22 protein-coding genes are annotated in these 23961 nt (G+C 42.6%); 13 read left to right on the top strand and 9 right to left on the bottom strand.

Translation table 11 applies throughout. The features are described from left to right. Window position 1: 1 nt before the first annotated feature. The 13 genes from CHL1_RS12985 to CHL1_RS12925 all read left to right on the top strand — a co-directional run bounded on the left by CHL1_RS12985 (window position 2) and on the right by CHL1_RS12925 (window position 14028). Window positions 2-1231: a dihydrolipoamide acetyltransferase family protein gene (locus CHL1_RS12985; RefSeq protein ID WP_228882747.1), complete on the top strand. Its 1230-nt coding sequence runs from the start codon at window positions 2-4 to the stop codon at window positions 1229-1231. A 57-nt stretch (window positions 1232-1288) separates the two neighbouring features. Beyond that, window positions 1289-2686, top strand: a complete 1398-nt coding sequence (lpdA, locus tag CHL1_RS12980) for a dihydrolipoyl dehydrogenase (protein ID WP_250933293.1) — start codon at window positions 1289-1291, stop codon at window positions 2684-2686. Between the two features lie 214 nt (window positions 2687-2900). Further along, window positions 2901-3893, top strand: a complete 993-nt coding sequence (locus CHL1_RS12975; RefSeq protein ID WP_250933292.1) for a lipoate--protein ligase — start codon at window positions 2901-2903, stop codon at window positions 3891-3893. 226 nt (window positions 3894-4119) lie between these two features. Continuing rightward, the gene (glpK, locus tag CHL1_RS12970; RefSeq protein ID WP_228882753.1) at window positions 4120-5625 is read left to right on the top strand and encodes a glycerol kinase GlpK; all 1506 of its coding nucleotides are present in this window, start codon (window positions 4120-4122) and stop codon (window positions 5623-5625) included. A 92-nt stretch (window positions 5626-5717) separates the two neighbouring features. Further along, a complete protein-coding gene (locus CHL1_RS12965; protein WP_250933290.1) occupies window positions 5718-7217 on the top strand; it encodes an NAD(P)/FAD-dependent oxidoreductase in 1500 nt (499 codons plus the stop codon). Beyond that, complete coding sequence (locus CHL1_RS12960) at window positions 7198-8475, top strand: NAD(P)/FAD-dependent oxidoreductase (protein ID WP_250933288.1); 1278 nt, start codon at window positions 7198-7200, stop codon at window positions 8473-8475. Before CHL1_RS12965 ends, CHL1_RS12960 begins: the two co-directional genes overlap by 20 nt. A 17-nt stretch (window positions 8476-8492) precedes the next feature. Then, window positions 8493-8861, top strand: a complete 369-nt coding sequence (locus CHL1_RS12955; protein WP_250933287.1) for a DUF1667 domain-containing protein — start codon at window positions 8493-8495, stop codon at window positions 8859-8861. A gap of 263 nt (window positions 8862-9124) precedes the next feature. Beyond that, on the top strand, window positions 9125-10066 hold the full coding sequence (locus tag CHL1_RS12950) for a PHP domain-containing protein (protein WP_084633476.1): 942 nt from the start codon (window positions 9125-9127) through the stop codon (window positions 10064-10066). A gap of 37 nt (window positions 10067-10103) precedes the next feature. Beyond that, a complete protein-coding gene (locus CHL1_RS12945; protein WP_070370097.1) occupies window positions 10104-10778 on the top strand; it encodes an HAD family hydrolase in 675 nt (224 codons plus the stop codon). A gap of 24 nt (window positions 10779-10802) precedes the next feature. Further along, window positions 10803-11522, top strand: coding sequence for a deoxyribose-phosphate aldolase (gene deoC, locus CHL1_RS12940; RefSeq protein ID WP_250933285.1), 720 nt, complete (start codon window positions 10803-10805; stop codon window positions 11520-11522). Between the two features lie 114 nt (window positions 11523-11636). After that, the gene (locus CHL1_RS12935; protein WP_250933283.1) at window positions 11637-12530 is read left to right on the top strand and encodes a xylulokinase; all 894 of its coding nucleotides are present in this window, start codon (window positions 11637-11639) and stop codon (window positions 12528-12530) included. After that, window positions 12490-13179 carry an FGGY-family carbohydrate kinase gene (locus CHL1_RS12930; RefSeq protein ID WP_250933281.1) on the top strand — a complete coding sequence of 230 codons (690 nt, stop codon included), beginning with the start codon at window positions 12490-12492 and terminating at the stop codon, window positions 13177-13179. The genes CHL1_RS12935 and CHL1_RS12930 overlap by 41 nt, the downstream gene beginning before the upstream one ends. A 117-nt stretch (window positions 13180-13296) precedes the next feature. Continuing rightward, a complete protein-coding gene (locus CHL1_RS12925) occupies window positions 13297-14028 on the top strand; it encodes a GntR family transcriptional regulator (protein WP_243134865.1) in 732 nt (243 codons plus the stop codon). Window positions 14029-14071: 43 nt separating this feature from the next. Here CHL1_RS12925 and CHL1_RS12920 read toward each other — a convergent pair whose 3' ends face one another. The 9 genes from CHL1_RS12920 to glpK (CHL1_RS12880) form a co-directional block, all read right to left on the bottom strand. Next, complete coding sequence (locus CHL1_RS12920; RefSeq protein WP_250933279.1) at window positions 14072-15259, bottom strand: DHHW family protein; 1188 nt, start codon at window positions 15257-15259, stop codon at window positions 14072-14074. A 10-nt stretch (window positions 15260-15269) separates the two neighbouring features. Continuing rightward, the gene (locus CHL1_RS12915; protein ID WP_070370093.1) at window positions 15270-16670 is read right to left on the bottom strand and encodes an MBOAT family O-acyltransferase; all 1401 of its coding nucleotides are present in this window, start codon (window positions 16668-16670) and stop codon (window positions 15270-15272) included. Between the two features lie 9 nt (window positions 16671-16679). Further along, window positions 16680-17150, bottom strand: a complete 471-nt coding sequence (locus tag CHL1_RS12910; RefSeq protein ID WP_228882765.1) for a DUF4358 domain-containing protein — start codon at window positions 17148-17150, stop codon at window positions 16680-16682. 12 nt (window positions 17151-17162) lie between these two features. Then, window positions 17163-17927 carry a GDSL-type esterase/lipase family protein gene (locus tag CHL1_RS12905; RefSeq protein WP_250933278.1) on the bottom strand — a complete coding sequence of 255 codons (765 nt, stop codon included), beginning with the start codon at window positions 17925-17927 and terminating at the stop codon, window positions 17163-17165. A gap of 202 nt (window positions 17928-18129) precedes the next feature. Continuing rightward, window positions 18130-18492 carry a DUF1667 domain-containing protein gene (locus tag CHL1_RS12900; RefSeq protein ID WP_070370090.1) on the bottom strand — a complete coding sequence of 121 codons (363 nt, stop codon included), beginning with the start codon at window positions 18490-18492 and terminating at the stop codon, window positions 18130-18132. Further along, on the bottom strand, window positions 18492-19757 hold the full coding sequence (locus tag CHL1_RS12895; RefSeq protein ID WP_250933276.1) for an NAD(P)/FAD-dependent oxidoreductase: 1266 nt from the start codon (window positions 19755-19757) through the stop codon (window positions 18492-18494). Before CHL1_RS12895 ends, CHL1_RS12900 begins: the two co-directional genes overlap by 1 nt. A 2-nt stretch (window positions 19758-19759) precedes the next feature. Continuing rightward, window positions 19760-21232, bottom strand: coding sequence for an NAD(P)/FAD-dependent oxidoreductase (locus tag CHL1_RS12890; protein ID WP_250933274.1), 1473 nt, complete (start codon window positions 21230-21232; stop codon window positions 19760-19762). 111 nt (window positions 21233-21343) lie between these two features. Further along, on the bottom strand, window positions 21344-21955 hold the full coding sequence (locus tag CHL1_RS12885) for a glycerol-3-phosphate responsive antiterminator (RefSeq protein WP_148638760.1): 612 nt from the start codon (window positions 21953-21955) through the stop codon (window positions 21344-21346). A 140-nt stretch (window positions 21956-22095) separates the two neighbouring features. Next, window positions 22096-23586, bottom strand: coding sequence for a glycerol kinase GlpK (glpK, locus tag CHL1_RS12880; protein WP_250933273.1), 1491 nt, complete (start codon window positions 23584-23586; stop codon window positions 22096-22098). Window positions 23587-23961 lie beyond the last annotated feature (375 nt).

Below are 23961 nucleotides of genomic sequence, written 5' to 3'. Positions count from 1 at the left end.
AATGGCGAAACTAATGAATATGCCAAAGATCGGCGTTAACATGACAGACGGTACGGTCACGGAATGGTATGTAAACGAGGGCGATGAAGTCAAATTCGGGGAAATGGCACTGGCTGCGGAGACCGACAAAGACGTTCAGGACATTCCGGCTGATCAGTCGGGGACTGTTTTAAAAATTATTGCCCAGGTAGGCGATAACGTGGAATGCCATAAACCCCTGGCAATCGTCGGAACGCCAGGAGAAAATATTGACAGCTTGCTGGCTGAAATCAGTGGTAGTGGTGCAACGTCAGCTGCGGTTGAAGCTTCTGTAGCCCCGGCGGCGGCACCAGCGCAAGCCGCTGAAGCAGTAGAAAAATCACCCACTGGACGGGTTCCGGTCTCACCTTTAGCCAAGAAAATGGCTAAGGATATGGGCATTGACCTGTCAAATGTCAAATACGGTGGGGTTCGTGTTACCAAGGCAGATATTTTAGCCTATCAAGAAACACCACAGCCAACAATGACAGCTCCCGTCACAGCAACTGTTGTCAGTTCGACCACGGGTGTTCGAAACACCATTCCCTATGAAGGGATCCGTCGAAAAATTGGTAGCCGCATGACCGAGAGTGTGGTCACCAAACCCTGGGCAGCATTGACTGTGGCAGTCGATATGACTAAAGCCATTGAATGGCGAAAACGGGTCAACGACTTGGCTGACATTAAAGTAGGCTTTAATGAAATGGTGGCCAAGGCCTGTTCACGGGCGTTGCAGGAATTCCCGATGATGAATTCTCAATTAGCAGCGGATGGCACAGAAATTTATGAGATGGAAGATATCAACATTGGTATTGCTGTCAATACCGATCGTGGTTTGATGGTGCCAGTGTTAAAAAATGTGGCGGCTAAAGGCGTGGTTGAACTGGCTCGGGACTTTGCCAGTCTGGTCAGCCGAACCAAAGAACAGGAAAATATTCCGGGTGATCTGTCTGGAGCAACCTTCACCATCAGCAATTTGGGTTCCCGGGGAATCGCAAGTTTCCGGGCGGTGATCAATCCGCCGGAATGTGGTATTCTGGCTTTGGCAGCAACCATTAAGACCCCAGTTGTCGTCGATGATGAAATTGTCATCCGTCCGATGATGAACATCACCCTGAGCTTTGATCACCGGATCGTTGACGGCGATTATGCAGCTCAGTTTGTGGCTTACATCGGGACACTGCTGGAAGATCCGATGAAAATTCTGATGTAATACTAATACGCCAAAAGGTTAACAAATGACCCGATGATTCAGTACAGGAGATAAAGAATGAATAAGTTTGATCTAATTGTAATCGGAGGTGGTCCAGGCGGCTATGTGGCAGCGATTTATGCTGCCCAGAAGGGCCTGAAAACTGCGTTGGTTGAAAAAGCGGATCTCGGCGGGGTTTGCTTGAACTGGGGCTGTATTCCCACCAAAGCACTGGCCAAAAATGCCGAGATCCTGCGGATGGTCAAGGAAGCCGATAAATATGGCATTGCACTAAATGGCAGTGGCATAAAAGCCGACTATGCCGTGGCGCAGAAGCGCAGCCGGGAAGTCAGTGGAAAATTGACCATGGGTATCAAGAGTTTAATGAAGAAGAACAAAGTGACCGTTTTTCAGGGCGAAGCTAATCTGATCAACGGAACCAGCTTGAAAATTGCGCCATCCGGAGAAATACTGGAAGCGAAAAACATTATTTTAGCTACCGGTGCCCATGCTTTCCGCATTCCCGGAATTGATTACAGCAATCCCCAGATTATGACATCCAGGGAAGCCCTGGAATTGACCCAGGTGAATCCGGGCGATCAAATCGTTGTCATTGGTGCGGGTGCCATCGGAATGGAATTTTCCAGCATCTGGGACAGTTATGGTGCCGAGGTAACGGTGATTGAAATGCTGCCGCACTTGCTGCCGAACGAAGACTCCGATGTTTCGAAAGAGATGGAAAAAGCCTTTAAAAAACGGGGCATCAAATTTAAGGTCGAAACAAAAGTTAATGCTGTCGTGGCAGATAAAAACAAGCTTAACCTGACAATTGATGAAAAAGGTAAAACCGAAACCATTATTTGTGACCGTCTGCTTGTGTCAGCTGGGATCCGACCAAATGTTGAAGGGATCGGGCTGGAAAAAGCTGGTATAAAGCTGACTGATCGGGGCTACGTGCAGGTGAATAACCAATTGCAGACAACCTGCCCATCGGTCTATGCCATCGGTGATGTAACCGGTAAACTGGCCCTGGCCCATGTGGCTTCGGCACAAGCTCTGGCAGCGGTTCATGGGATTCTCGGAGAACCAGTGAAACAGTTCAATTATATGAATATGCCGCGCTGTACCTATACTTACCCGGAAGCAGCAAGCGTCGGCTTGACGGAAGACCAGGCCCGCAAATCCGGCTATGATGTTAAAGTGGGAATCTTTCCCTTGGCTGCTAACGGAAAATCAGTGGCGATGAATGAGACCGGTGGTTTTGTCAAAATTGTCGCCGATACTAAATATAATGAAATACTGGGTGTTCATTTGATCGGGGCCCATGTTACCGAGCTGATCACTGCGGCCACTTCTTACATCGATCTGGAGTTTACCGCCGATGACATTGCCCAGGTTGTGCATCCCCATCCGTCGGTATCGGAAGCGATCATGGAAGCTGCCCATGCTGTGGTTGGACATGCCATCCACATTTAGAGTTTCTATAAAATAGACTATTGTTTAAGAATTTTTGGGGATGCTGTAGAAGTTGACATGAAAGCTGCTAAGCATCCCCGGCAAACTCATTTAGAATGTGTCGAGTTTATCGATGTTTTGAATTTTAACGCTTAAAACTAAAAACTATTGCTAGTTAAGTTGGTTTTAGTACCGGAACCTTTGCACTAATGATTCAATCCCATTGAGGTGGCTGATGATGCATTTATACTACAGTGAATCCACAGATCCCTACTATAACTTAGCATTGGAAGAATATATTTTTGCGAATGTCAAATTGGACAAGGGGTTGTTTATGCTCTGGCAGAACGACAACACAGTTGTAATTGGTCGAAATCAGAATGCAATGAAAGAGATTGATCTACATTATGCCAGTAAAATGAATACTCGTATCGCCCGGCGAAATACCGGCGGCGGCACCGTTTATCACGACCTCGGAAATCTGAACTATTCATTTATTCAGGATTGTGACAAAAGATATAGCATTGATTTTAAACAATTTGCGGTACCGATTCTTGATGCCCTTAAACAGCTTGGTGTCCAGGCCGAATGTAATCATCGCAATGATCTGGTCATTAATGGCCGGAAGTTTTCAGGAACTGCACAGACGGTTAAAAACGGCCGGATGCTTCATCATGGAACACTGCTTTTTGACTCTGATTTGGATTTTGTACGCAAAGTACTGGCTGTAAAAGATGAGGTTATTCAGGGGGGCGGGGTAAAATCGGTTAGAAGTCAGGTTACCAATATCAGTGAGCACTTGCCCAAGTCAATGAGTGTCAATCAGTTTTGTGACCATCTGATGGCGAGCATCAGTGCGAAAGAGACAGCTGTTTTTTTACAGCTTGATGAAAAGGATTACAAAGCGATTGAAGCACTCAGAGATTCAAAATACCGGACCTGGGATTGGACCTATGGCAAGGCCCCGCATTACAAAATGCAAAAGGTCCGCAGCCATGAAGGTGGCAGCTTGGCGATTGCGATGAATGTCGCAAAAAATGGCATTATCGATTCGATTACCATTGACGGGGATTTATTGTGGTCTGGCAACATCAGGCAATTGGAAAAACTCTTAACCGGGAAACGGTTAAAAAAAGATGATTTGCAGGAGGTGCTCAGCTATTGTGAAATCAGTGATTACATCACCAACTTAACGCCGCAGGAATTGCTTGAAATTCTTTTGTATTAAGGTTAAAAATTTTCGTAATGATTCGGCACAATGACACGTCATCACGAGGATCTTTAAATCTTTCGGGATTAAAAAACTAGACCAGGGAATATCATACAAAAAATACGTGCTCATGTTTCCAGCTTTGCTCGACAAATCAGGTGAGTGTTTGTCAAGGATTGGAAAAATTAAAATCGAAAAAATGCAATCTTCTGCATTTTAATAAATGAAAAGGTGGTAAAAACGGATGAAGGAGTATATTTTAAGTATTGATCAGGGGACTACAAGTATTCGGGCGATTTTCTTTAACCATGACGGCGATATTGTCAGTGTTCACGCAAAAGAATTTGCACAGTTTTATCCAGATTCAGGCTGGGTAGAGCAGGATCCAATGGAAATGTGGGCAGTTACCGGGGAAGTAATTGAAAAAGCCATGGCTAAATCCAATATTAAAGAAGAAGAAATTGTCGCAATCGGCATAACCAATCAACGGGAAACGTCCATTGTTTGGGATAAAAATACGGGCGAACCAGTATACAATGCTATTGTCTGGCAGGATCGCAGAACGGCAGAATACTGTGATCAATTAAAAGCAGATGATCCTGAGATCGAAGCAGTTGTTCGAAATAAAACCGGCTTAATGATTGACTCTTATTTTTCAGCCACAAAGGTAAAATGGATTCTTGACAATGTTGAAGGCGCCAGAGAAAGAGCTGAAAACGGCGATCTCCTTTTTGGAAACGTTGACACCTGGATTATGTGGAAGCTGACGGACGGAAAAGCTCATGCGACCGATTATAGTAATGCTTCACGAACATTGATGTTTAATATCAATGAACTGAAATGGGATGAGGAGTTGCTAAAAGTCTTTGATGTTCCAGCCAGTATGCTGCCTAACGTTCAGGAAAGCAGTAGCCATTTTGGTGTAACGTCAAAAATATTTAAACGTGCTATTCCGATTACCGGAGATGCTGGAGACCAGCAGGCAGCAACATTTGGACAATGCTGTTTCCAAAAAGGGATGGCCAAATTCACCTATGGTACGGCTGGGGTTATGACTGTAAACATTGGTGACAAACCCTTCCTCTCAAACAACGGATTAACCACTACCATCGGCTGGGGATTAAATGGAAAAGTTGAATATCTTCTGGAAGCAGTGGCTTTTTCCGCTGGATCCGCCATTCAGTGGCTTCGTGATGAAATGGACATGCTCGATGAATCTCCTGATTCCGAATATTTTGCATTGAAAACAAAAAAAGTCAGTAACTGTGGTGTTTATTTCGTACCGGCGTTCACTGGTTTATGCGCACCTTACTGGAACTCCTATGCACGTGCCGCCATTGTTGGGATTGAACGGGGTACCACTAAAAACAATATCATCAGAGCGGTACTTGAATCACTCGGTTATCAAACCCGTGATATGTTCGATGCCTTTTCGGAAGATCTGGGCGAACGTCTGTCGATCCTTAAAGTCGATGGTGGAGCCTGCAACAACAACCTGTTGATGCAATTTACGGCCGACATTGTTAATGTGGACATTGAACGACCGGACAATACCGAAACAACTGCAGCCGGAGTAGCCTACCTGGCAGGCTTGGCAGTTGGTTTCTGGAAAGATCAGGATGAAATCGTCCAGAAACGAACAGTTGACCAGGTATTCCATCCACAAATGGATGAAGGCTTACGTTCAGACCTCTACAAAGGCTGGAAACGGGCAATCAATTCCAACCTTTGCTGGGCAAATGATCGTTAAAATAAATACAAGATAAAACTGACGTTGAGCAACATTTGCATGCATTATTGTAAGTGTTGCTCAACATAAAAAAAGAATATGGAGGTGACACCATGAAAACAGAGGTTTTAATCATTGGTGGCGGTGTAATTGGTGCTTCCATTGCACATCAATTGGCAAAATATAATTTGGATATCATCTTGGTGGAAAAGGCTAGTGATGTGTGTATGGGAACGAGTAAAGCAAACTCGGCAATGATTCATAGCGGTTTTAATATTGATGGTGGCACATTAAAAGGGAAGCTGGCATTAGCAGCCAATAAAGTTGTCAAGCAACTATGTCAAGATCTGGACGTCGATCTTGTGAAACCACTGGGCTCAATTACGGTAGGATTCGAAGACTCCGATCTGGAAAAAATGAAGAAAACCATGGAAAATGGCATCAAAAATGGCATTCAGGGGATGAGACTGTTAGATCAGAAAGAATTACATGAGATGGAACCCCACTTGAATCCAGAAGCAAAATACGGTTTATTCGAACCGGAAACGGGAATCATCAATCCGTTTGAATATACCGTTGCACTGGCGGAAAACGCTGTAATCAATGGGGCGAAGGTGATGCTGGACACAGAAGTTCTGGATATTATGATTGAAAATAAAACTGTAAAAGGTGTTAAAACAAATAAAGGCGATATTGAAGCCAAAGTGATTATTAATGCAGCCGGATTATATACCGATAAAATTGCAGCGATGGTTGAAGACATTGATTTTGAAATAAAACCCCGAAAAGGACAGTATTTTCTCTATGATAAAAAATGGGGAAATATTTTGACCTATACCATTTATTCGGCCCCAACCAAGGTATCCAAGGGGATGATTGTGGTACCAACGATTGACGGCAATATTCTGGCCGGTTCCAATGCCGAAGCCCTCGAGGATAAAACGGATCTGCGAACAACGGCCGAAGCCCTCGACCAGATCTATACCAGTACGATTTCACACCTGTTTCCCGAACTGCCTAGAATGGGGGATGTGATTACCACCTTCACCGGTCTGAGAGCAGCCAGCAGCAATGAAGACTTCATCATTGAAGCGGCGAAAACCGTAAAGGGTATGATTAACGTTGCAGGCATTCAGTCGCCGGGCTTAACCTCGGCACCGGCAATTGCTGTCATGGTCGAGGAGCTGGTACGAGCGCAGAATCTGGAGCTGGATTTTACACCAAAAGCGAACTATGAAAAAGGTCGTAAAGCGCCAGTGATGCTGGCTGAATTGTCTTATGACGAAAGAAATGCATTGATTGAAAAAGAACCGGCTTATGGTGAAATTATCTGCCGCTGCGAATCAATCAGCAAGGGTGAAATTAAAGATGCCATTCATCGGCCGGTTCCGGCAACCAATATGGATGCCATCAAACGCCGTGTCCGTGCCGGGATGGGACGCTGTCAGGGTGGTTTCTGTGGCCCTAAAGTTTTGGACATTCTCAGCCGGGAGTTAAACATCTCTCCCCTTGAGGTGACCCAAAAAGGCAATGCATCCTTCGTGCTGGCTGCCAGAAACAAAGAACTACCTTTAGCAGAAGGAGATCAAAAAAATGAAAAAATTAGAATATGATCTGGTTGTCATCGGCGGCGGACCGGCTGGTCTGGCAGCTGCATTGGAAGCCAGAAAAAATGGTGTGCAAAAAATTCTGATTTGTGAAAGAGCGCCCTATCTGGGCGGGATTCTGCAGCAGTGTATTCATAATGGTTTTGGCTTGCAATATTTCAAGGAAGAGCTGACTGGGCCGGAATATGCCAGCCGATTTATTGATGCGGTTGAACAGTCGGACATTGATGTGAAACTTGGAACAATGGTGATGGAAATTCTTGAGGATAAAAAAATTATTGCTGTCAACCGTGAAGATGGGATGTTTGAAATCGGCACCAAAGCCTTGATTCTGGCGATGGGCTGTCGGGAACGGACGCGTGGGGCGATTACCATCCCGGGTAGCCGTCCGGCTGGAATTATGACTGCCGGAACTGCCCAAAGTTATGTTAATCTTGAAGGTTTTATTCCCGGCAAGGAAGTGGTTATTCTGGGATCTGGGGACATCGGTCTGATTATGGCAAGACGTTTGACGTTAGAAGGGGTTAATGTCAAAGGTGTTATTGAGTTGATGCCTTATTCAACGGGGCTGATCCGTAACAAGGTTCAGTGTCTTGATGATTTCAATATCCCGCTGCTTTTGAGTCATTCGATAGTTGAGGTTCATGGGAAGGACAGACTGGAAGGGGTTACGATTGCCAGGGTTGATCAACGATTAAAACCGATCCAGGGGACAGAACAGTATGTCAGCTGTGATACACTCTTGTTGTCAGTGGGATTAATACCAGAGAATGAATTGTCCAGTAAGTTGGGCTGTGAAATCGATACGGTTACCAGAGGACCAGTGGTAAATGAAAAACGGATCACCAACATTCCCTGGGTATTTGCCTGTGGCAATGTGCTGCATGTCCACGATCTGGTCGATAATGTAACCCAGGAAGCCGAGATTGCCGGGAGAGCAGCAGCAGATTTGATTAATCAAGCTGCTGCCGAGGTCGAAAAAGATGTAGTCATCCGTCACGATCAGAACATTGGTTATGTTGTTCCACAACATATTGATGCGCTGAACAATAAAGAAAAAACCGTCAAATTTTTCCTCAGAGTCAAAAATCCAGACGAACACGTTCGTCTGGTGGTGAAAGATAATTTTGATCAGGTGCTGCTTAATCTAAAAAAAACCATCGTTGAACCAGGAACCATGGTGACGTTTAACTTACCCCGAGAACTTGTAACTAAGGATACTTCATCAATCAGCATTTCAATTGCCCGGGAACAGGCAGAATAAAGATGGAGGTCAGAAAAATGGAAGTAACAAAATTAGTCTGCATCGGCTGCCCGAAGGGGTGTGGATTAACAGTCGAACACAGTGGTAAAACAATTGAAAAAATATCGGATTATGGATGTAAAATCGGTCTTGAATATGCCAAAAATGAGTTTACTGAACCGAAACGCATCATTACAACGACGGTCAGGGTTAAAGCCGGTGACTTACCCTTTGTGCCGGTTAAGACGAAAGATCCAGTGAATAAAGAAAAAATCTTTGTAGTCATGAAAGAAATCAGTGAACTGGAAATTGAGTCACCAGTCCATGTCGGGGATGTGATCCGTTCAAACATTGCCGGAACTGGGGTTGATCTGGTCTGTACCCGTAATATCAAAAAAGTCTCTTAAGATAAAAACCGAGGGCTCTATGATGGCATATCTGTTCTTTTGGGAGGCGTTGTGGTTGATTTGAAAATCTGAAAACAATTGAAAGTTTTGTCATTAAATTTGGATAAATTATGATATAATGATATAGCAGTGATCATATCTCATCATACGTACGTATGATGAGATAAAAAAGAAGTGAGCCGCTGAAATGGGATTGCTTAACAAGATTAAAAGAGCGTGATAAAATGAACCCGATTTTTTATCAGAAATATTAGAGAGGTAAGATGATGACGACAAAACCCAACTATATTGTAGACCTACACAGTCATACCACACGATCTGATGGGGCTGATACCCCCCAGGAATTTATATGCAATGCAGCAGCTTTGGGAATGAAGGTGATTGTGATCACCGATCATGATATTCTTCCCCCAGATCGTATCGAGGTCAATGGTGTAATGGTTGATCCAGTTCTTTATGCAAAGAAAAAAGGGATGAAACTGTTGCCAGGAATTGAATTCTCTTGCGAGACCCTGGTTGAGGATGTGCACATTGTGGTACTGGGTTGTGATTATACCAATCCGAAAATACTGGAAATCAATGAGCAGATTGTCAAAAGCAAAATCTACTCCTACCAAAAGCTTTTGGATGTGCTGGCGGATAATGGCATTGACATCAGTTGGGAGGAGGTTTTAAATTATAACGACATTCCCCGAAACCCTGAAGATGTTCAGAAAAAAGTCATTTTTAATCTGATGGCTGAGAAGGGATACACCAAAACCTGGAGCGAAGCGAAATTATTAATCCGAAATAATCCGGTATTCAGTGTGAAACGCGAAAAACCAGACCCGGTTGAAATTATTCAAATCGCCCATGAAAGTGGCGGTATTGCGATTCTGGCGCACCCATACCTGATTGACGAAACCGTAATGACCCGTGATGGTAGCATGACCCGGGAGGAATACATAGACAAATTAATTGATGCCGGATTGGATGGCATTGAAGCGTGTTATACATATGATAAGACGACTTATAATGGACCGTTCACCAAGGAAGAGATCATCGCCAGGGTACGGGCCGCATACACAGACCGGGTCAAGATTATTTCTGGAGGTTCAGATTATCATGCTGACTATAAAAAGACTGATAAAAATGTCAGAACTATCGGTGAGTGCGGCGTTACTCTGGAATATTTTAACAGCAATGACTATTTAAGAAATCTGTGATTGGTTTTTGAAGTTAAAACTTAAATGGAGGCTGGTCATGATAATTAAAAACAAGGAACCGCGTGCGTATCAGTATGTTATTTTTGATTTGGATGGAACCTTGGTAGATACGTGTCCAGATATCATCGAAACGATAAAATACATTATTGATCGTTATCAGTTTGAACAAAAAGAAGATGCGTTTATTCGGAGCTGTATTGGTGGGGGAGCAAGAAATGTGCTCATTAAATCCCTGGGAGAGGATAAAGAAGATCTGATCGATCAGGAAATACTACCCTTATTTGTAGAGTATTACACCGAGAACTGTGATAAAAAAACCGTTGCTTACAGTGGTGTGGAAGAGGTGCTGGCATACTATAAAAGTCAGGGGAAAGCATTATCTGTGGCTACGTTTAAGATAAGAAGTGCCACCGAAAAGATTTTAAAAACGCTAAAATTATATGATTATTTTGATATTCTGGTGACAGCAGATGATGTAAAAAATCCAAAGCCGCATCCGGATTGTATTCATTCAATTCTCGATTATTATCGTTGCCGGAAAAATGAGGCGATTCTGATCGGCGATACAAAAACTGACTATCTCACTGGTACAAATGCAGGTATTGACGTTTGTGGGGTCACGTTCGGATATGGTGCCCCGGAGGTCGTCAGATCATTAAATCCAACCTATGTTATTGATCGTATAGAAGAACTGAAAGAAGTTGTTCTATAAAATAAAACTAGGAGGTATGTAGTTATGGTTGATTTATCAAAAATGGATAAAAAAGCCCTGGGAAAGTGTTTCGATCACTCGGTGTTGCCTAAAAACACCACTGAAGCTGATATCCGGTCCGGTTGTCGTGAGGCAGTAGCCTATAATTGTGCCGCATTTTATTCTGCGACACCTTATTGGACGCCTGTGGTGGTGGATGAACTAAAAGAAACAGACATTCATATCGGGACCGGTCTTGATTTTCCCTTTGGTGCATCGGCATCGATTGTTAAAGCCTTTGAAACCGAACAGGCAGTAAAAGCGGGTTGCACCGTTTTAGATCTGGTCATGAACGTTGGGGCGTTAAAAGACAAACGATACGATGTGATAAAAGGCGAATTGATGGATTTCAAAACCGCAGCGCAGGGTCATATCACCAAATGCATTATTGAAACCTGTTTTTTAAGTGACGAGGAAATAGCAGCAGCCTGCAAACTGATTGCAGAAGTTGGCATTGATTATGCCAAAACCTCAACCGGTCAATTTGAAGGACCCAGTATGGAACAGTTTCTGATTATGAAAAAGACGTTGGCGGAAACGGATGTTAAACTCAAGGTTGCCGGGGTTAAATTCCCACGGCCTCAAAATGCCTATGTATTTATCTTGGCAGGAGCTGATCTTATCGGTACACGAGCTGCGGTTGCGATAATCGACGCCTTTGATCAAATGCGTGAGATTGGACTAGTACCCCAGTATAATGGCTAAGCCAAAGCGATCATTTTCATCACATTGCTGAGCAAAATTCCCTTTTACTAAGCATAATATTAAATTAATTCATGGTTTAGAAGTTAATTTTTATTATTAAAGGAGAATTTGAATATGGGTAAGTATTTAATCGGTATTGATGTGGGAACAACTGGTACAAAGGCGATGATTCTTGACAAAAAAGGCCAAATCTATGGCAAAGGATATGGTGAGTATCCCTGCAACTATCCAAGTCCCAACTGGGTTGAACAGGATGTGGATTTACTGGTGGAGGAAACCTTTAAAGCCTGTAAACAAGCAGTCACATCATCAGGCCTTGATCCAAAGGAAATTGAGGCAGTTGGATTTTCTTGCCAACGGGCAACGTTTACACTGGTCGATAATAATAATCAGGCCATCGATAACATTTTTTATGGCTGGCAGGATAATCGTGGTGCTGAGATTTTAGAAGAAGCCATGGCACTGGTGGATCCCGATACTTTTTTTAGAAGCACTGGTATGCCAATGGCACCTACCTTTACGTTTATCAAATTGTTATGGTTAATAAAGAAACGACCCGAATTATATGAAAAAGCCAAGTATGTGGCGATGATGCCGGAGTATATCCAATATTGTTTTGGAGCAGATGATTTTTATTGCGAAGTGACCAATGCCTGTACATCTGGCTATCTTAATCCGAATACAATGGATTGGGCGGACAACATTATTGATGCTTTTGGTTTTGATAAAACAAAATTCCCTAAATTAGTGAAACCCGTTGATATTGTCGGAAAAGTGACACCTACCACGGCGGAAAAAACGGGTCTGGCAGTCGGTACACTACTTGTTGCCGGAAGTGGAGATCAACAATGCGCAGCAATCGGCGCAGGCGTAATTGAGGATGGCTATGCATCGTTAACACTGGGTACCGCCGGACTTTTGGTGGTTGGGACAAAAAAATCTGGTCTTGGAAGATGTTCCGGGGGTCATGGCAACTTCATCGGCATCATTGGGATTATACAATCTTGAGGGAATCCAACTGGGTGCTGCCAGCAGTTATCGATGGGCAAGGGATGAGTTGGCTGAAATTGAAGTTGCATTCGGCAAAAAAACGGGGCTTGATCCATATGAAGTAATGGATTATCATATTCAAAAAAGTCCAGTCGGATCAAAGGGAATTGTCTTCATGCCATTCCTGACCGGATCGGGTTATCCGTATTGGAATCCTGAAGCGAAAGGGATTTTTGCGGGACTGACGTTCGCACATTCTAAGAGTGATATGATTCGTTCGGTTATGGAAGGGATTGCCTTGGAAAGTAAGGACATGTATGAAACCATGAAGAAATCCGGATTGCTTTTAAAGCAACTTGCGATCACGGGCGGTGCGACAAAATCTGCAGCATGGCGCCAGATTATTGCAGATATGTTTGGAGTTCCAATTCGTAAGCTGGAGATACCCGATGCCACCATTGTAGGAGCGGCAGTGATAGCAGGGGTTGGTGCCGGGTGGTTTAACAATGTTACCGAAGGTGTCAATTCAATGGTTCGTTATCTGGAGACCATTGAGCCCGTACCTGAAAATGTCAAGAAGTATAACGACATTTATGACATTTACAAAAATTTGTATAGCGCATTAAATGATAATTGCATCTATTCACAGTTTGCAAAATTAAAATAAACAGAAAAAAAACGATTTTAGTGGATCACTCTTTCAATTCGATTGCGTCTATGATAAAATAAAAGATATTTTGCTAAATAAGCTGCACAAAGGAGTTTTATGGAAGGAAGTATTGATATGTACAAAATAAAGCGAGAAAACCCAAAACCACTGTACATACAATTGGAAGAGTTAATCCGCAATAACATCGAAGAAGGCATTTGGAAGCCAAACACAGCGATACCATCGGAGAGTGAGATGAACCGTATTTACGGTGTCAGTCGAATGACAATACGTTCAGCATGTTCACAGTTGGTACAGGATGGTGTTCTCTATCGAGTCCCTGGTAAAGGTACCTTTGTTGCAGAACCCAAGATCATGACAGAGTCGCTGGCTTATATGGGATTTAGAGAACAATTGGAACGAATGGGGTACGAAATCACCACCGAGTTGTTAAATGTTACCGAAAAGGAAGCTTCTTTTTCGGTTGCAAAGCGTTTGCAATGTCCTCAAGGCGCACCAATACTCGAAATTGAGCGGTTGCGTTTTCTAAAAGGCGAGCCGATCAGCCTTCATTATTCCCGGATTCCTTTTGATTTGGGTAAGAATCTCAGTGATCAGGCGCTTGAAAAAGAACAACTTTGTATTCTTCTGGAAAAAGAATATAATTTAAAACCCAGCCGTGTCATCGAAACGTTCGAATCGGTGACGGCATCTGAAAAAGAAAGCAAACTGCTAAAAGTGCCGCAAGGCTATCCTTTGCTTGTTTTGGAAGATATTCTTTTTGATAAGGAAGATAAACCTTTTGAATATTCAAAAGTGGTCTTTCGAGGTGACAAAATCAAATTAAAATATGAATACCGCAACTAACGTTAAAAGGGTTTCCGCCAGACTGGTGGGAACCCTTTTAACGTTAGTCATCATTCAGTACCGGTTCCAAGGTGGTGTCCCGGAAAAAAGTGTTGGCATTAAAGAGGTATAGAATATCGGTAATCTGAGCGTCAGCAATCAACGCTTCGATGCTATCATAGTAATAACGGGGATCAATAACGGTGATCTCGCTATAAAATGGTGTTAGGAAGGGGATAAAGGCATTGGCATAAGAATCCTTGATGATCAACAGATTTTTGCCGTTGGCTACCGGATTTTTGATTTTTATTAGGGGATGGTTACCGGATAGAAAAACGGCATATTTGTCTTTTCCTTTGAGTTGTTCACTGTCAAAAAGAGATGCCGATTTTTTTTGTTCTTCGATAAAATTCACGACTGAATAATCATCTTCATTTTTGGGGATGTAGACATCAATGGTATCCGTAACAAAGGTCAAGTAGCCGCTTTTGGATGCAAGCGCTCCAGAAAATGAATGGCTGACTGGATAGATGGTGTATGCATCGGTGTCCGGTTTTATTCCCAATGCGTTGGCAACACCTTGAAACGACAGCCAGGCCCCCAGAGTAGTCCAATGATGATCCGTCTTATAATATAACGCTTGATCCTTATTCTGCTTAAGAATTGGTCGGGGATCAAGGATGGTTAGCTGGTCACTTAAACTGGCAGTAAAGCTGTCTATATAGGTGTTTTGGTTCAAAACCGGAGCGTAAGCCGGTAATTTTTCATCAGTGACACTAATCGCATTGGGAACCAGCATGAAAAAGTGATTCAGATCGGAATGTTTTTTGACGAAGGTGTTAAGTGCAGTTTTTGTTTCTTCCGTTTGATCAGCCGGTAAGGGATCGAAGTTTTCAATCAGCGTAGAATTTTTGCCATAAAATACCCCATTCGAGCTATTCTTTCCAATGATGCGGTCGGTGCTGGTTTTGGTGTAAATCCAAAAATTCCGGCCGATTAGCTGATCAGCCGTATATTTCTGCATTTTTTTCATATAGCGTCCATCGACTACGCTATCTGCCGAAAAACGGGGAAATTGGGTTAATATCCGGTTTTCATTTGCAGATAGTTTAGTATCCGGTAAAATCAGCGAAGCCAGGGGAAAAAAGACAAGACTGCCGATAAAAAGCAGACCCAACAAGTTGATGTATTTTTTATAGTAGAGTGAATGGGAGTATTGATCGTGCTCCCGGTGGTTATCTTGTTTTCGCATAAGGCCTCACCTAAAATCTGAAATACAAAAAGGGATTGTATGTTTCGGTAACTAAATAAGCAATGGATAAAAACATGATCAGGCTGTTCAGTCCCAGACCAAATGGTATGACCCAGTTTTTCTCACTACGAATCAGTTTAGTATAACGCTGATGGACGATGGGGGTTGAACAGATCCCGCAAATTAAAAATAGAATAAGACTGGTATACAGGTAATAAAGGCCGGTTGTATCAATTGGGGATGCACCAGCGGTAAAAAACATCACCTGGAGATAAGACAGGGCAAATCCCATATCCGGACTGGCAAATAAGACCCAGCCAATCACGACCAATAGGAGGGTGTAAGTGTGTTGGATGAATGTGGGCAGTTTTTCGAGTAAACGGTTTAAAAATACTTTTTCAGTAAAAAGAATCAGCCCGTAATAGCCGCCCCAGATAACAAAATTCCAGCTGGCACCATGCCAGAGCCCAGTTAATAACCAGACAATACAAAGGTTTAAAAATAACCGGGGGATGGCAACACGATTTCCACCGAGTGGAATATAAAGGTATTCGCGAAACCAGGTGCCCAGTGAAATATGCCAACGTCGCCAGAATTCAGACACGTTTCTGGAAATATAGGGGTAATTGAAATTTTCCAGAAATTCAAAACCGAACATTTTCCCCAGACCAATGGCCATATCCGAATAGCCGCTGAAGTCGAAATAGATTTGAAAGGTAAATGCAATAATTCCAATCCAGGCCGTGAGTACCGACATTTCCCCCACATCCATGGCCGAAATAAGTGTCCAGACATAACCAATGTTATTGGCCAACAGGACTTTTTTTCCAAGTCCCTGGATAAAACGTTCTACCCCAATTCCAAATTTTTCCTGATTCATCACCCGATCGGAGAGCTGGTCATCAATGTCCTTATAGCGGACGATGGGTCCGGCGATCAGCTGGGGAAACATGGTGACATATAAACCAAAGGAAACAATGTTTTTTTGAACCGGAACCTTACCCAGATAAATATCGACCACATAAGATAGTATCTGAAAGGTATAAAATGAAATTCCAATCGGCAAGGGCAACGGTGTATAGGGGATACTCAAACTAAAGAGTTGGTTAATGGTATCAAGTAGAAAACCCCAGTATTTAAAAAAGAACAGAAAACTCAGATTTACAATGACGGTAAAAATAAAAATTCGCTTGCGAACGAGATGGGGCTTTTTTTCCATGAAGATCCCCATCCCAAAGTCGAAGACGATGGTGAATAGCATTAAGAATACATAAACCGGTTCGCCCCAGGCGTAAAAAAACAAACTGACCAGAAGCAAGATCAGGTTTTTTCCCTGTTTGGGGACAAGGGTATAGAGACCCAAGGCAATGGGTAAAAAGGCAAATATAAATAAGATACTGCTAAAAACCATGGTTGCTCCTTACTGACTATTCTTTATGCTTTTGACAAAGGTGTCTTTTAGTGTGGCTGCATCCGGTGACACGCAATAAAAAAGTGTGTTTCCGACAATTTTAAGCTCATAATTATCAAGCAGAGCAACCTGATCAGGTCCGTAGCCGCCAAAGCTTTCCTGTTGGATGGCATTTCGGGTATCCACAGCAGTCTCAACCAGATCCAACTGGGCCGAGTCCGCAACTTTTACCACCAAAATTTCGGAAACGTCCATATAATTTGCCGGAACGTAAATCAACACTTCTTGAAAGTCGTTGATATTGAGACCATAATACCGTTTTAAGGCTTTTCCATCGCCTTTTGTCATTCCGTTGAGGTTTTGGGATGTAGCCAGCAGATCAGCTTCAACTTGCGATAAGGCCGCCTGGTCAGCAGTCTGACAGCCAAAACAGGGAAGAATCAGTATTAAAATAACAAGCAGTACAGCAAATTTTTTCATAAGCTTCCAATTCTACAGCAAATTTTTCAGATCACTGTTATTGACCAGGGTATCCATCCAGATAGGGTAAAATTCCCGAATGACATGGATGCCATCCTGCTCGTGATACTGAGGATTATTTTTTAAAAAGGTGTAGGTATCAATATAATGGATATTTTTGCGTTTGGCCATTTCCTCCAGGGCAGTATTGTAGGTCTCGATTTGACTGAATTCTGGCTTCTCTTTCAGGGCTTCATCGGTAACCGGAAAGATGCTGCAAAGATAAATTTGGGTGTTGGGTAATTGCAGACGCACTGCGTCGATGATTTTTTCATAATGACTGAGATAGGAATCAAGCGTACTGTCGGGATGGCTGATATCATTAAGCCCCAACTCAAAAAAAACATTACGGGGAGCCAGATTAACCAGACTTGGTACATCTTCAAGACTGTTTTCGGTGGATTTGCCCATCACCGCTACCAACGAAGTTGGGCTTAAAAAACCGTATAAACCAAGACCTTCAGCAATCGAATCACCAAAAACAACCGCATTACCAAACAAAGCGGAATAATCTCCGGAATCGATGGCTTTGCGCTTCATATAATCAATTTTTTCTTCCATGGTATAAAGATCACGGGTTTCTAAGGTGGCTAGGGCCTGAATTCCTTCAGTTACCTTAGCGTTTTCTCGGGCGACGCTTTGATAATGAATAAGCAGGACGACGATAATAATGATACAAGGAATGAGAATGAAAACTGCCAGGCTTTTATTAAAAGGGGGTGTTTGTTTTTTGTACATGAAAGGGCACCTTTGATAAGAGAATTTGTATAGTTAAACTTATCATAAAAGATGGTTGTAATTCAATGTCTGTTTTGTAACAAATTAATATTTTGTTGTTACGAATATAAAGAGTGAAAATATGAGTAAAAAATAAAAAAGAGCTGAAAATAATGGGTGAGATTATCTTCAGACTCTTTTTTAACTGTTTAAATCAATGGGATTAACATTTGTCCATTGTTCTGGTGGCGACCACATCAATGCCAAGACCTAAAAGATCCTTGATGACAACATCGCCGGTTTTAACAGGTGCTTCGACAACCACCTGGTTAATTGCAGCCATGGCATCAAAAATCTGGCCTTTAGGGATTGGTTCTGCCGTCTTAACCGGCAGACGGGGCAGCATGGCGTTTTTGATGACCACGGTGGTCGGAATTACCCGGGTGGGGTTGGTCATTTCATTAATGGCATATTTAGGGCCACGTTTACAGGTGTTACCAGTGACCTCGTAGGTACCATCAGCTTTTTCTTCAATCGTCATTTGGCACCCGATGGGGCAAACAATACAGGTCATTTCTTTTTTCATTATTTGGCCTCCTCTACGACAAATCGGATTTCTCCGGCAGGATATTGAGCTAAAACATCTTTGGCAATTTTAAAGTTTACCATTTCAGCGGGTAGTAATTTCTTTTCTTTTTTGGTGGCGATTAACTGATCACCGATATAGGCGTTAACGACCTTATCTTTAAAGACCTGACGAACCCGCATATAGAAGGTAACCTTGTCTTCAACATTTTTCATGGCAACTTGTTGGGGAACAACATAGCCGATGCCGTCACCGTTGGTGGTGGTGAAGGTAATCTCATTATCAAGCTCGCCTTTGATGAATTTTGCGGCACCCTTACCGGCAAGAACCGCTTCTTCGCTGACAAAATCCACCAGGTCATGAACATGAACAACATTGCCGCAGGCAAACACACCCGGCATAGAGGTTTGACGCAGTTCGCCAACAATGGCACCATTCGTGCGATTATCCATGACAACCCCGGCATTACGGGTAATTTCATTCTCGGGGATTAATCCAACAGAAAGCAACAGGGTATCACAGGGAATATACTCTTCGGTGCCGGGAATGACTTTGAGCTTTTCATCAACCTTGGCAACGGTAACCCCTTCTAAGCGATCTTTACCGTGGATAAAGGTAATGGTATGGCTTAATTTTAATGGAATATCATAGTCATCCAGACACTGAACAATATTACGAACCAAACCATTGGAGTAGGGCATCAGCTCACAGACTGCCTGAACATGGGCACCTTCCAGGGTCATTCGGCGGGCCATAATCAGTCCGATATCACCAGATCCGAGGATAACCACTTCTTTACCGGGCATAAAGCCTTCCATGTTTATAAACCGCTGGGCCGTACCGGCAGTGAAGACGCCAGAAGGACGGTATCCAGGAATTCCAATGGCTCCAGATGTTCGTTCCCGACAGCCCATGGTTAAGATGACAGCCTTGGCTTCAATAATCATGTACCCGTTTTCTTCATTGATGACGTGGATGGACTTAAGATCACCATTGTCGTGCATATCAAGTACCATGGTATCCAGCATATAAGGGATACTCAGATCTTTGACTTTCTGAATATAACGTTCAGCGTATTCTGGCCCTGTTAATTCTTCATTAAAGGTATGTAAACCGAAACCGTTATGGATACATTGGTTAAGGATACCGCCCAGTTCCCGGTCTCTCTCGAGGATCAGAACATTTTCTGCTCCACCATTTTTAGCTTCAACAGCTGCGGCTAGCCCAGCAGGGCCGCCACCTAAAATTACAACATCATAAATCATGATTATGCTTCCTCCTTAACAGATTTTGTGTGACCGGAAAGGATATAGGCAGAATCCTGTTGATCATACATTACATCATCCAATGGAACATTAAGCTCTCTGGCCAGAATTTCAACAACCCGGGGTGAACAGAAACCGCCCTGACAGCGGCCCATTCCGGCGCGGGTCCGTTTTTTTACCGCTTTAACACTTCTAGCACCAGCGCTACGGTGAATAACATCAATGATTTCACCTTCGGTAATGGTTTCGCAGCGACAGATGACCTTACCATATTTCGGATCTTCTTTGATAATTTCGACTTTTTCATCTTCGGTCATTTCATCAAAACGCAGATGTTTGCGGACTTTAGGGTTATAGTCAGGATTCTCTTCAAGATGGGGAATCATTGGTTTGACAATATTTTCAACAACATGGTGAGCTACAGCCGGAATGGAAGTGAGCCCTGGTGATTCATAGCCAGCCACATTGATAAAGCCACGTACTGGTGATTCTTCAATGATGAAGTCACCATCTGTTGTGGTATAGGTGTCTCTTACCGGGGTGTTTCGCAGACCGGCATAGGAGCGGATGATCTTATTAAAAGGCAGATCAGGACAATTTTTCAGAGCATTTTCTTTGATATAATCAAGGCGTTCACCGGTGGTGGCAATGTCACCCTTATAAGAAACTGGTTCGGCATCCGGGCCAATCAAGAGATTTCCATGAACAGTTGGAGCAACCAGAATCCCTTTGCCTTTTTTAGATGGACATGGGAAGATTACACTGTTAACCAGAGAACCGGCTTCTTTATCAAAAATAAAGTAATGTCCTTTTCGGGCCAGCAGTTTAAAATAGGGTTCACCAACCATTGCGTAAATATTGTCAGCAAATAATCCGGCTGCATTGATGACGTATTTAGCTTCCACATTACCGGCATTGGTAATGATTTCGAAATAGCCGTGGTGGTTTTTGATGTCACTGACCATATGGTTCATTTTCAGGGTCACACCATTGTCGACAGCGTTTTCAGCAGCGTGAATACACAGTTCAAACGGTGAGACAATGCCTGCGGTGGGTGCATATAAGGCACCGCAAATATCTTCATTCAGATTGGGTTCCATGGCATGGACTTCATCTTTGAACAAAATCTGGAGTCCGGGAACACCATTCTTCAGACCATTCTGATACAGTTCCTGAATGGTTGCCATCTCATATTCATTGTGGGCAACAACCAGGGAGCCGCAACGTTTAAAGGGAACATCCAGATCTTCGCAGACTTTTTCATACATGATGTTTCCGGGAGCATTGAATTTTCCCTTTAATTTTGAAGCAGGTGCATCAAAGCCTGCATGGACAATGGCAGAATTGGCCATGGTAATCTGATTTCCAACATCATTTTCTCCGTCCAGTAAAACGATGTCCAGTTTGTATCGGGTTAATTCCCGAGCAATGTAGGAACCGGCAATACCAGCTCCAATAACGGCGATATCATACATAATATATTCCTCCTAAGAACTATAAAAAATTAAAAGCCATACAATTTTCTTAAATAAGGATTCATTTAAGAAAACAGTATGGCTCTCCGTTGCCTTGTATTTTATTTTTACTTATTCCTTGTGTAGCAATCGTTGCTCTTCCCGAATAAGCTCTATTTTATCCCACAATGGCTTGTGAGATGTGCTGGCAGATAATGCACCAGCAGCTAGACAAGAACGAACTTCTTCCTCTGTCTCGATGAATCCCCCGGTAACTATTGGAATATCGACCTCTTTCTTAACGGCTGTGATCAGCTTTGGAACCAGGCCAGGCAGAATTTCGATGGCATCGGGCTTAATTTTCTTGGCCGAATTGATTGAAATATCCATGGCTGAAGAATCCAATAGAAATAGACGTTGAACCGTCATCAGACCTTCCTGTTTGGCCCGAGTGATAATATTGTTTTTAGTGGTAATAATCCCTGTTGGCTTGATCTCATCTTTTAGATATTTAATAAAATAATTATCCTGTGAATAACCTTTAATCAGATCCAGATGGGTAAACACATATTTATCGGCTTTGATACAAAGTTCCACCATCTTTTTCAAATTATATACGTTGCCAGTCAGCAGAAAGATGATTTGTGATTTTGAATGGATGGCATCGTAAATATCTTTAGGATTACGAACGGCGACAATGATGGGGTTGTTCTGAAACATGAGAAGACATTTTCTCGTCGACATAAAACTCCTCCCGGTCGGATTGTATTTGTAAATTCATTATAACACAATCACAAAAATAGGAAAGAGAAAAATCTGAATTGTTGGGGTGTCAAAAACACCCCAACAATTGATGTTACAAATGTTTCTTTAGGGACAACAGATTATTCTGCGTCTTCCCAGCCTTTAGAGCATTCTACAGCTTTTAACCAGCCAGCATATAATTTTGCACGAACATCGGCATCCATCGCAGGTTTGAATGAACGGTCAAGTTTCCAGGCGTTGGTTACATCAGCTTTACCATCCCAGAATTTAACAGCCAGACCAGCCAGGTAAGCAGCACCCATAGCGGTTGTTTCTACGATCGAAGGACGATCAACAGGAACGCCTAAGATATCAGCCTGGAATTGCATTAAGAAATCGTTAGCGCAAGCGCCGCCATCTACTTTTAATGCTGCCAATTTAATGTTAGAGTCTTTTTCCATTGCATCCAGAACATCTTTTGTCTGATAAGCTAACGATTCAACAGTTGCTCGGATTAAATGAGATTTGTTGGCACCACGGGTTAATCCTAAAATTGCGCCTCGCGCATACATATCCCAATGTGGAGCGCCCAGTCCTACGAAAGCAGGAACCATGTAAACGCCATTGGTATCAGCAACTTTATTACAATAGAATTCGCTGTCTGGTGAAGAGTCAACCAGTCGAACTTCATCTCTTAACCATTGGATTGCTGCACCGGCAACGAAGATTGAACCTTCTAATGCGTAGTCAACTTCGCCATCCAGGCCCCAGGCAATGGTAGTAACCAAGCCGCTGTTCGATTTAACAGGTTTGTCGCCAGTGTTCATCAGCATAAAGCAACCGGTTCCATATGTATTTTTAGCCATACCAGGTTCAAAGCAAGCTTGTCCGAAAAGGGCAGCCTGTTGGTCACCAGCAGCACCAGCAATTGGAATTTCAGTGCCATAAAGAGAAGTTGTGCCATAAACATCAGAGGATGGACGAACTTCTGGTAACATAGAAGCAGGGATATCCAGCTCTTTTAACATTTTTTCATCCCATTTGAGGGTTTTAATATTAAATGCCATGGTACGGGAAGCATTTGAATAATCAGTCACATGTACCTTACCATCTGTTAATTTCCAGATTAACCAGGTATCAATAGTACCGAAAGCCAGTTCGCCTTTTTCTGCTCTTTCACGAGCACCAGGAACGTTATTTAAAATCCAGTTGATTTTTGTTCCGGAGAAGTATGCATCGATTACAAGACCGGTGTTTTCACGAACGTAGTCTTCCAGACCGCGGGCTTTTAATTCATCACAGAAAGATGCAGTACGACGGCATTGCCAAACAATGGCATTATAAATAGGTTCGCCAGTTTTTCTGTCCCAAACGACAGTTGTTTCACGTTGGTTTGTGATACCGATAGCAGCAATCTCTTCAGCGGTTGCGCCAATTTTTGACATTGCTTCAGTAACAACACCACTTTGGGTAGCCCAAATTTCCATGGCGTCATGTTCAACCCAACCGGCTTTTGGATAGATTTGAGTAAATTCTTTTTGTGCAACACTAACGATTTCGCTGTCATGGTTAAATAAAATCGCTCTTGAACTCGTGGTTCCTGCATCCAGTGATAAGATATACTTTTTCATAAGTATAACCCCCTATTTATTTAATTATTTATTTAATTATGTTTGAGAAACATAACGAAACCATAAGGAAAGGATATAGAAGCAAACAAAAAAAGCACATACTAACAGATTTACATATTCTCTTAATGTAAAAACGAAAGTACGGCCCTCCATAACTCCTGCCAATATATGAAATTATTAAATCACTTCGCAAACAATCGTAAAATTATTTACGAACACATAATAACATAACTCAGAAATAATGTAAAGGATTACCGGTAAAAAAATAATGTTAAATAAATAACAAATAAAATGATGATTATCACTAATCATTTCAAATGAAATTTAATAATCGCTTAAAAATAGTATATAATGTAGGAAAGATATAAGATAAGG

Origin of the sequence: Acetobacterium wieringae, assembly GCF_023700225.1 — a bacterium.
In the GTDB taxonomy this organism is placed as follows: Bacteria; Bacillota; Clostridia; order Eubacteriales; family Eubacteriaceae; genus Acetobacterium; species Acetobacterium wieringae.
Note: the sequence above shows the minus strand (reverse complement) of the source record. Positions and strands in the feature narration are given on the sequence as shown.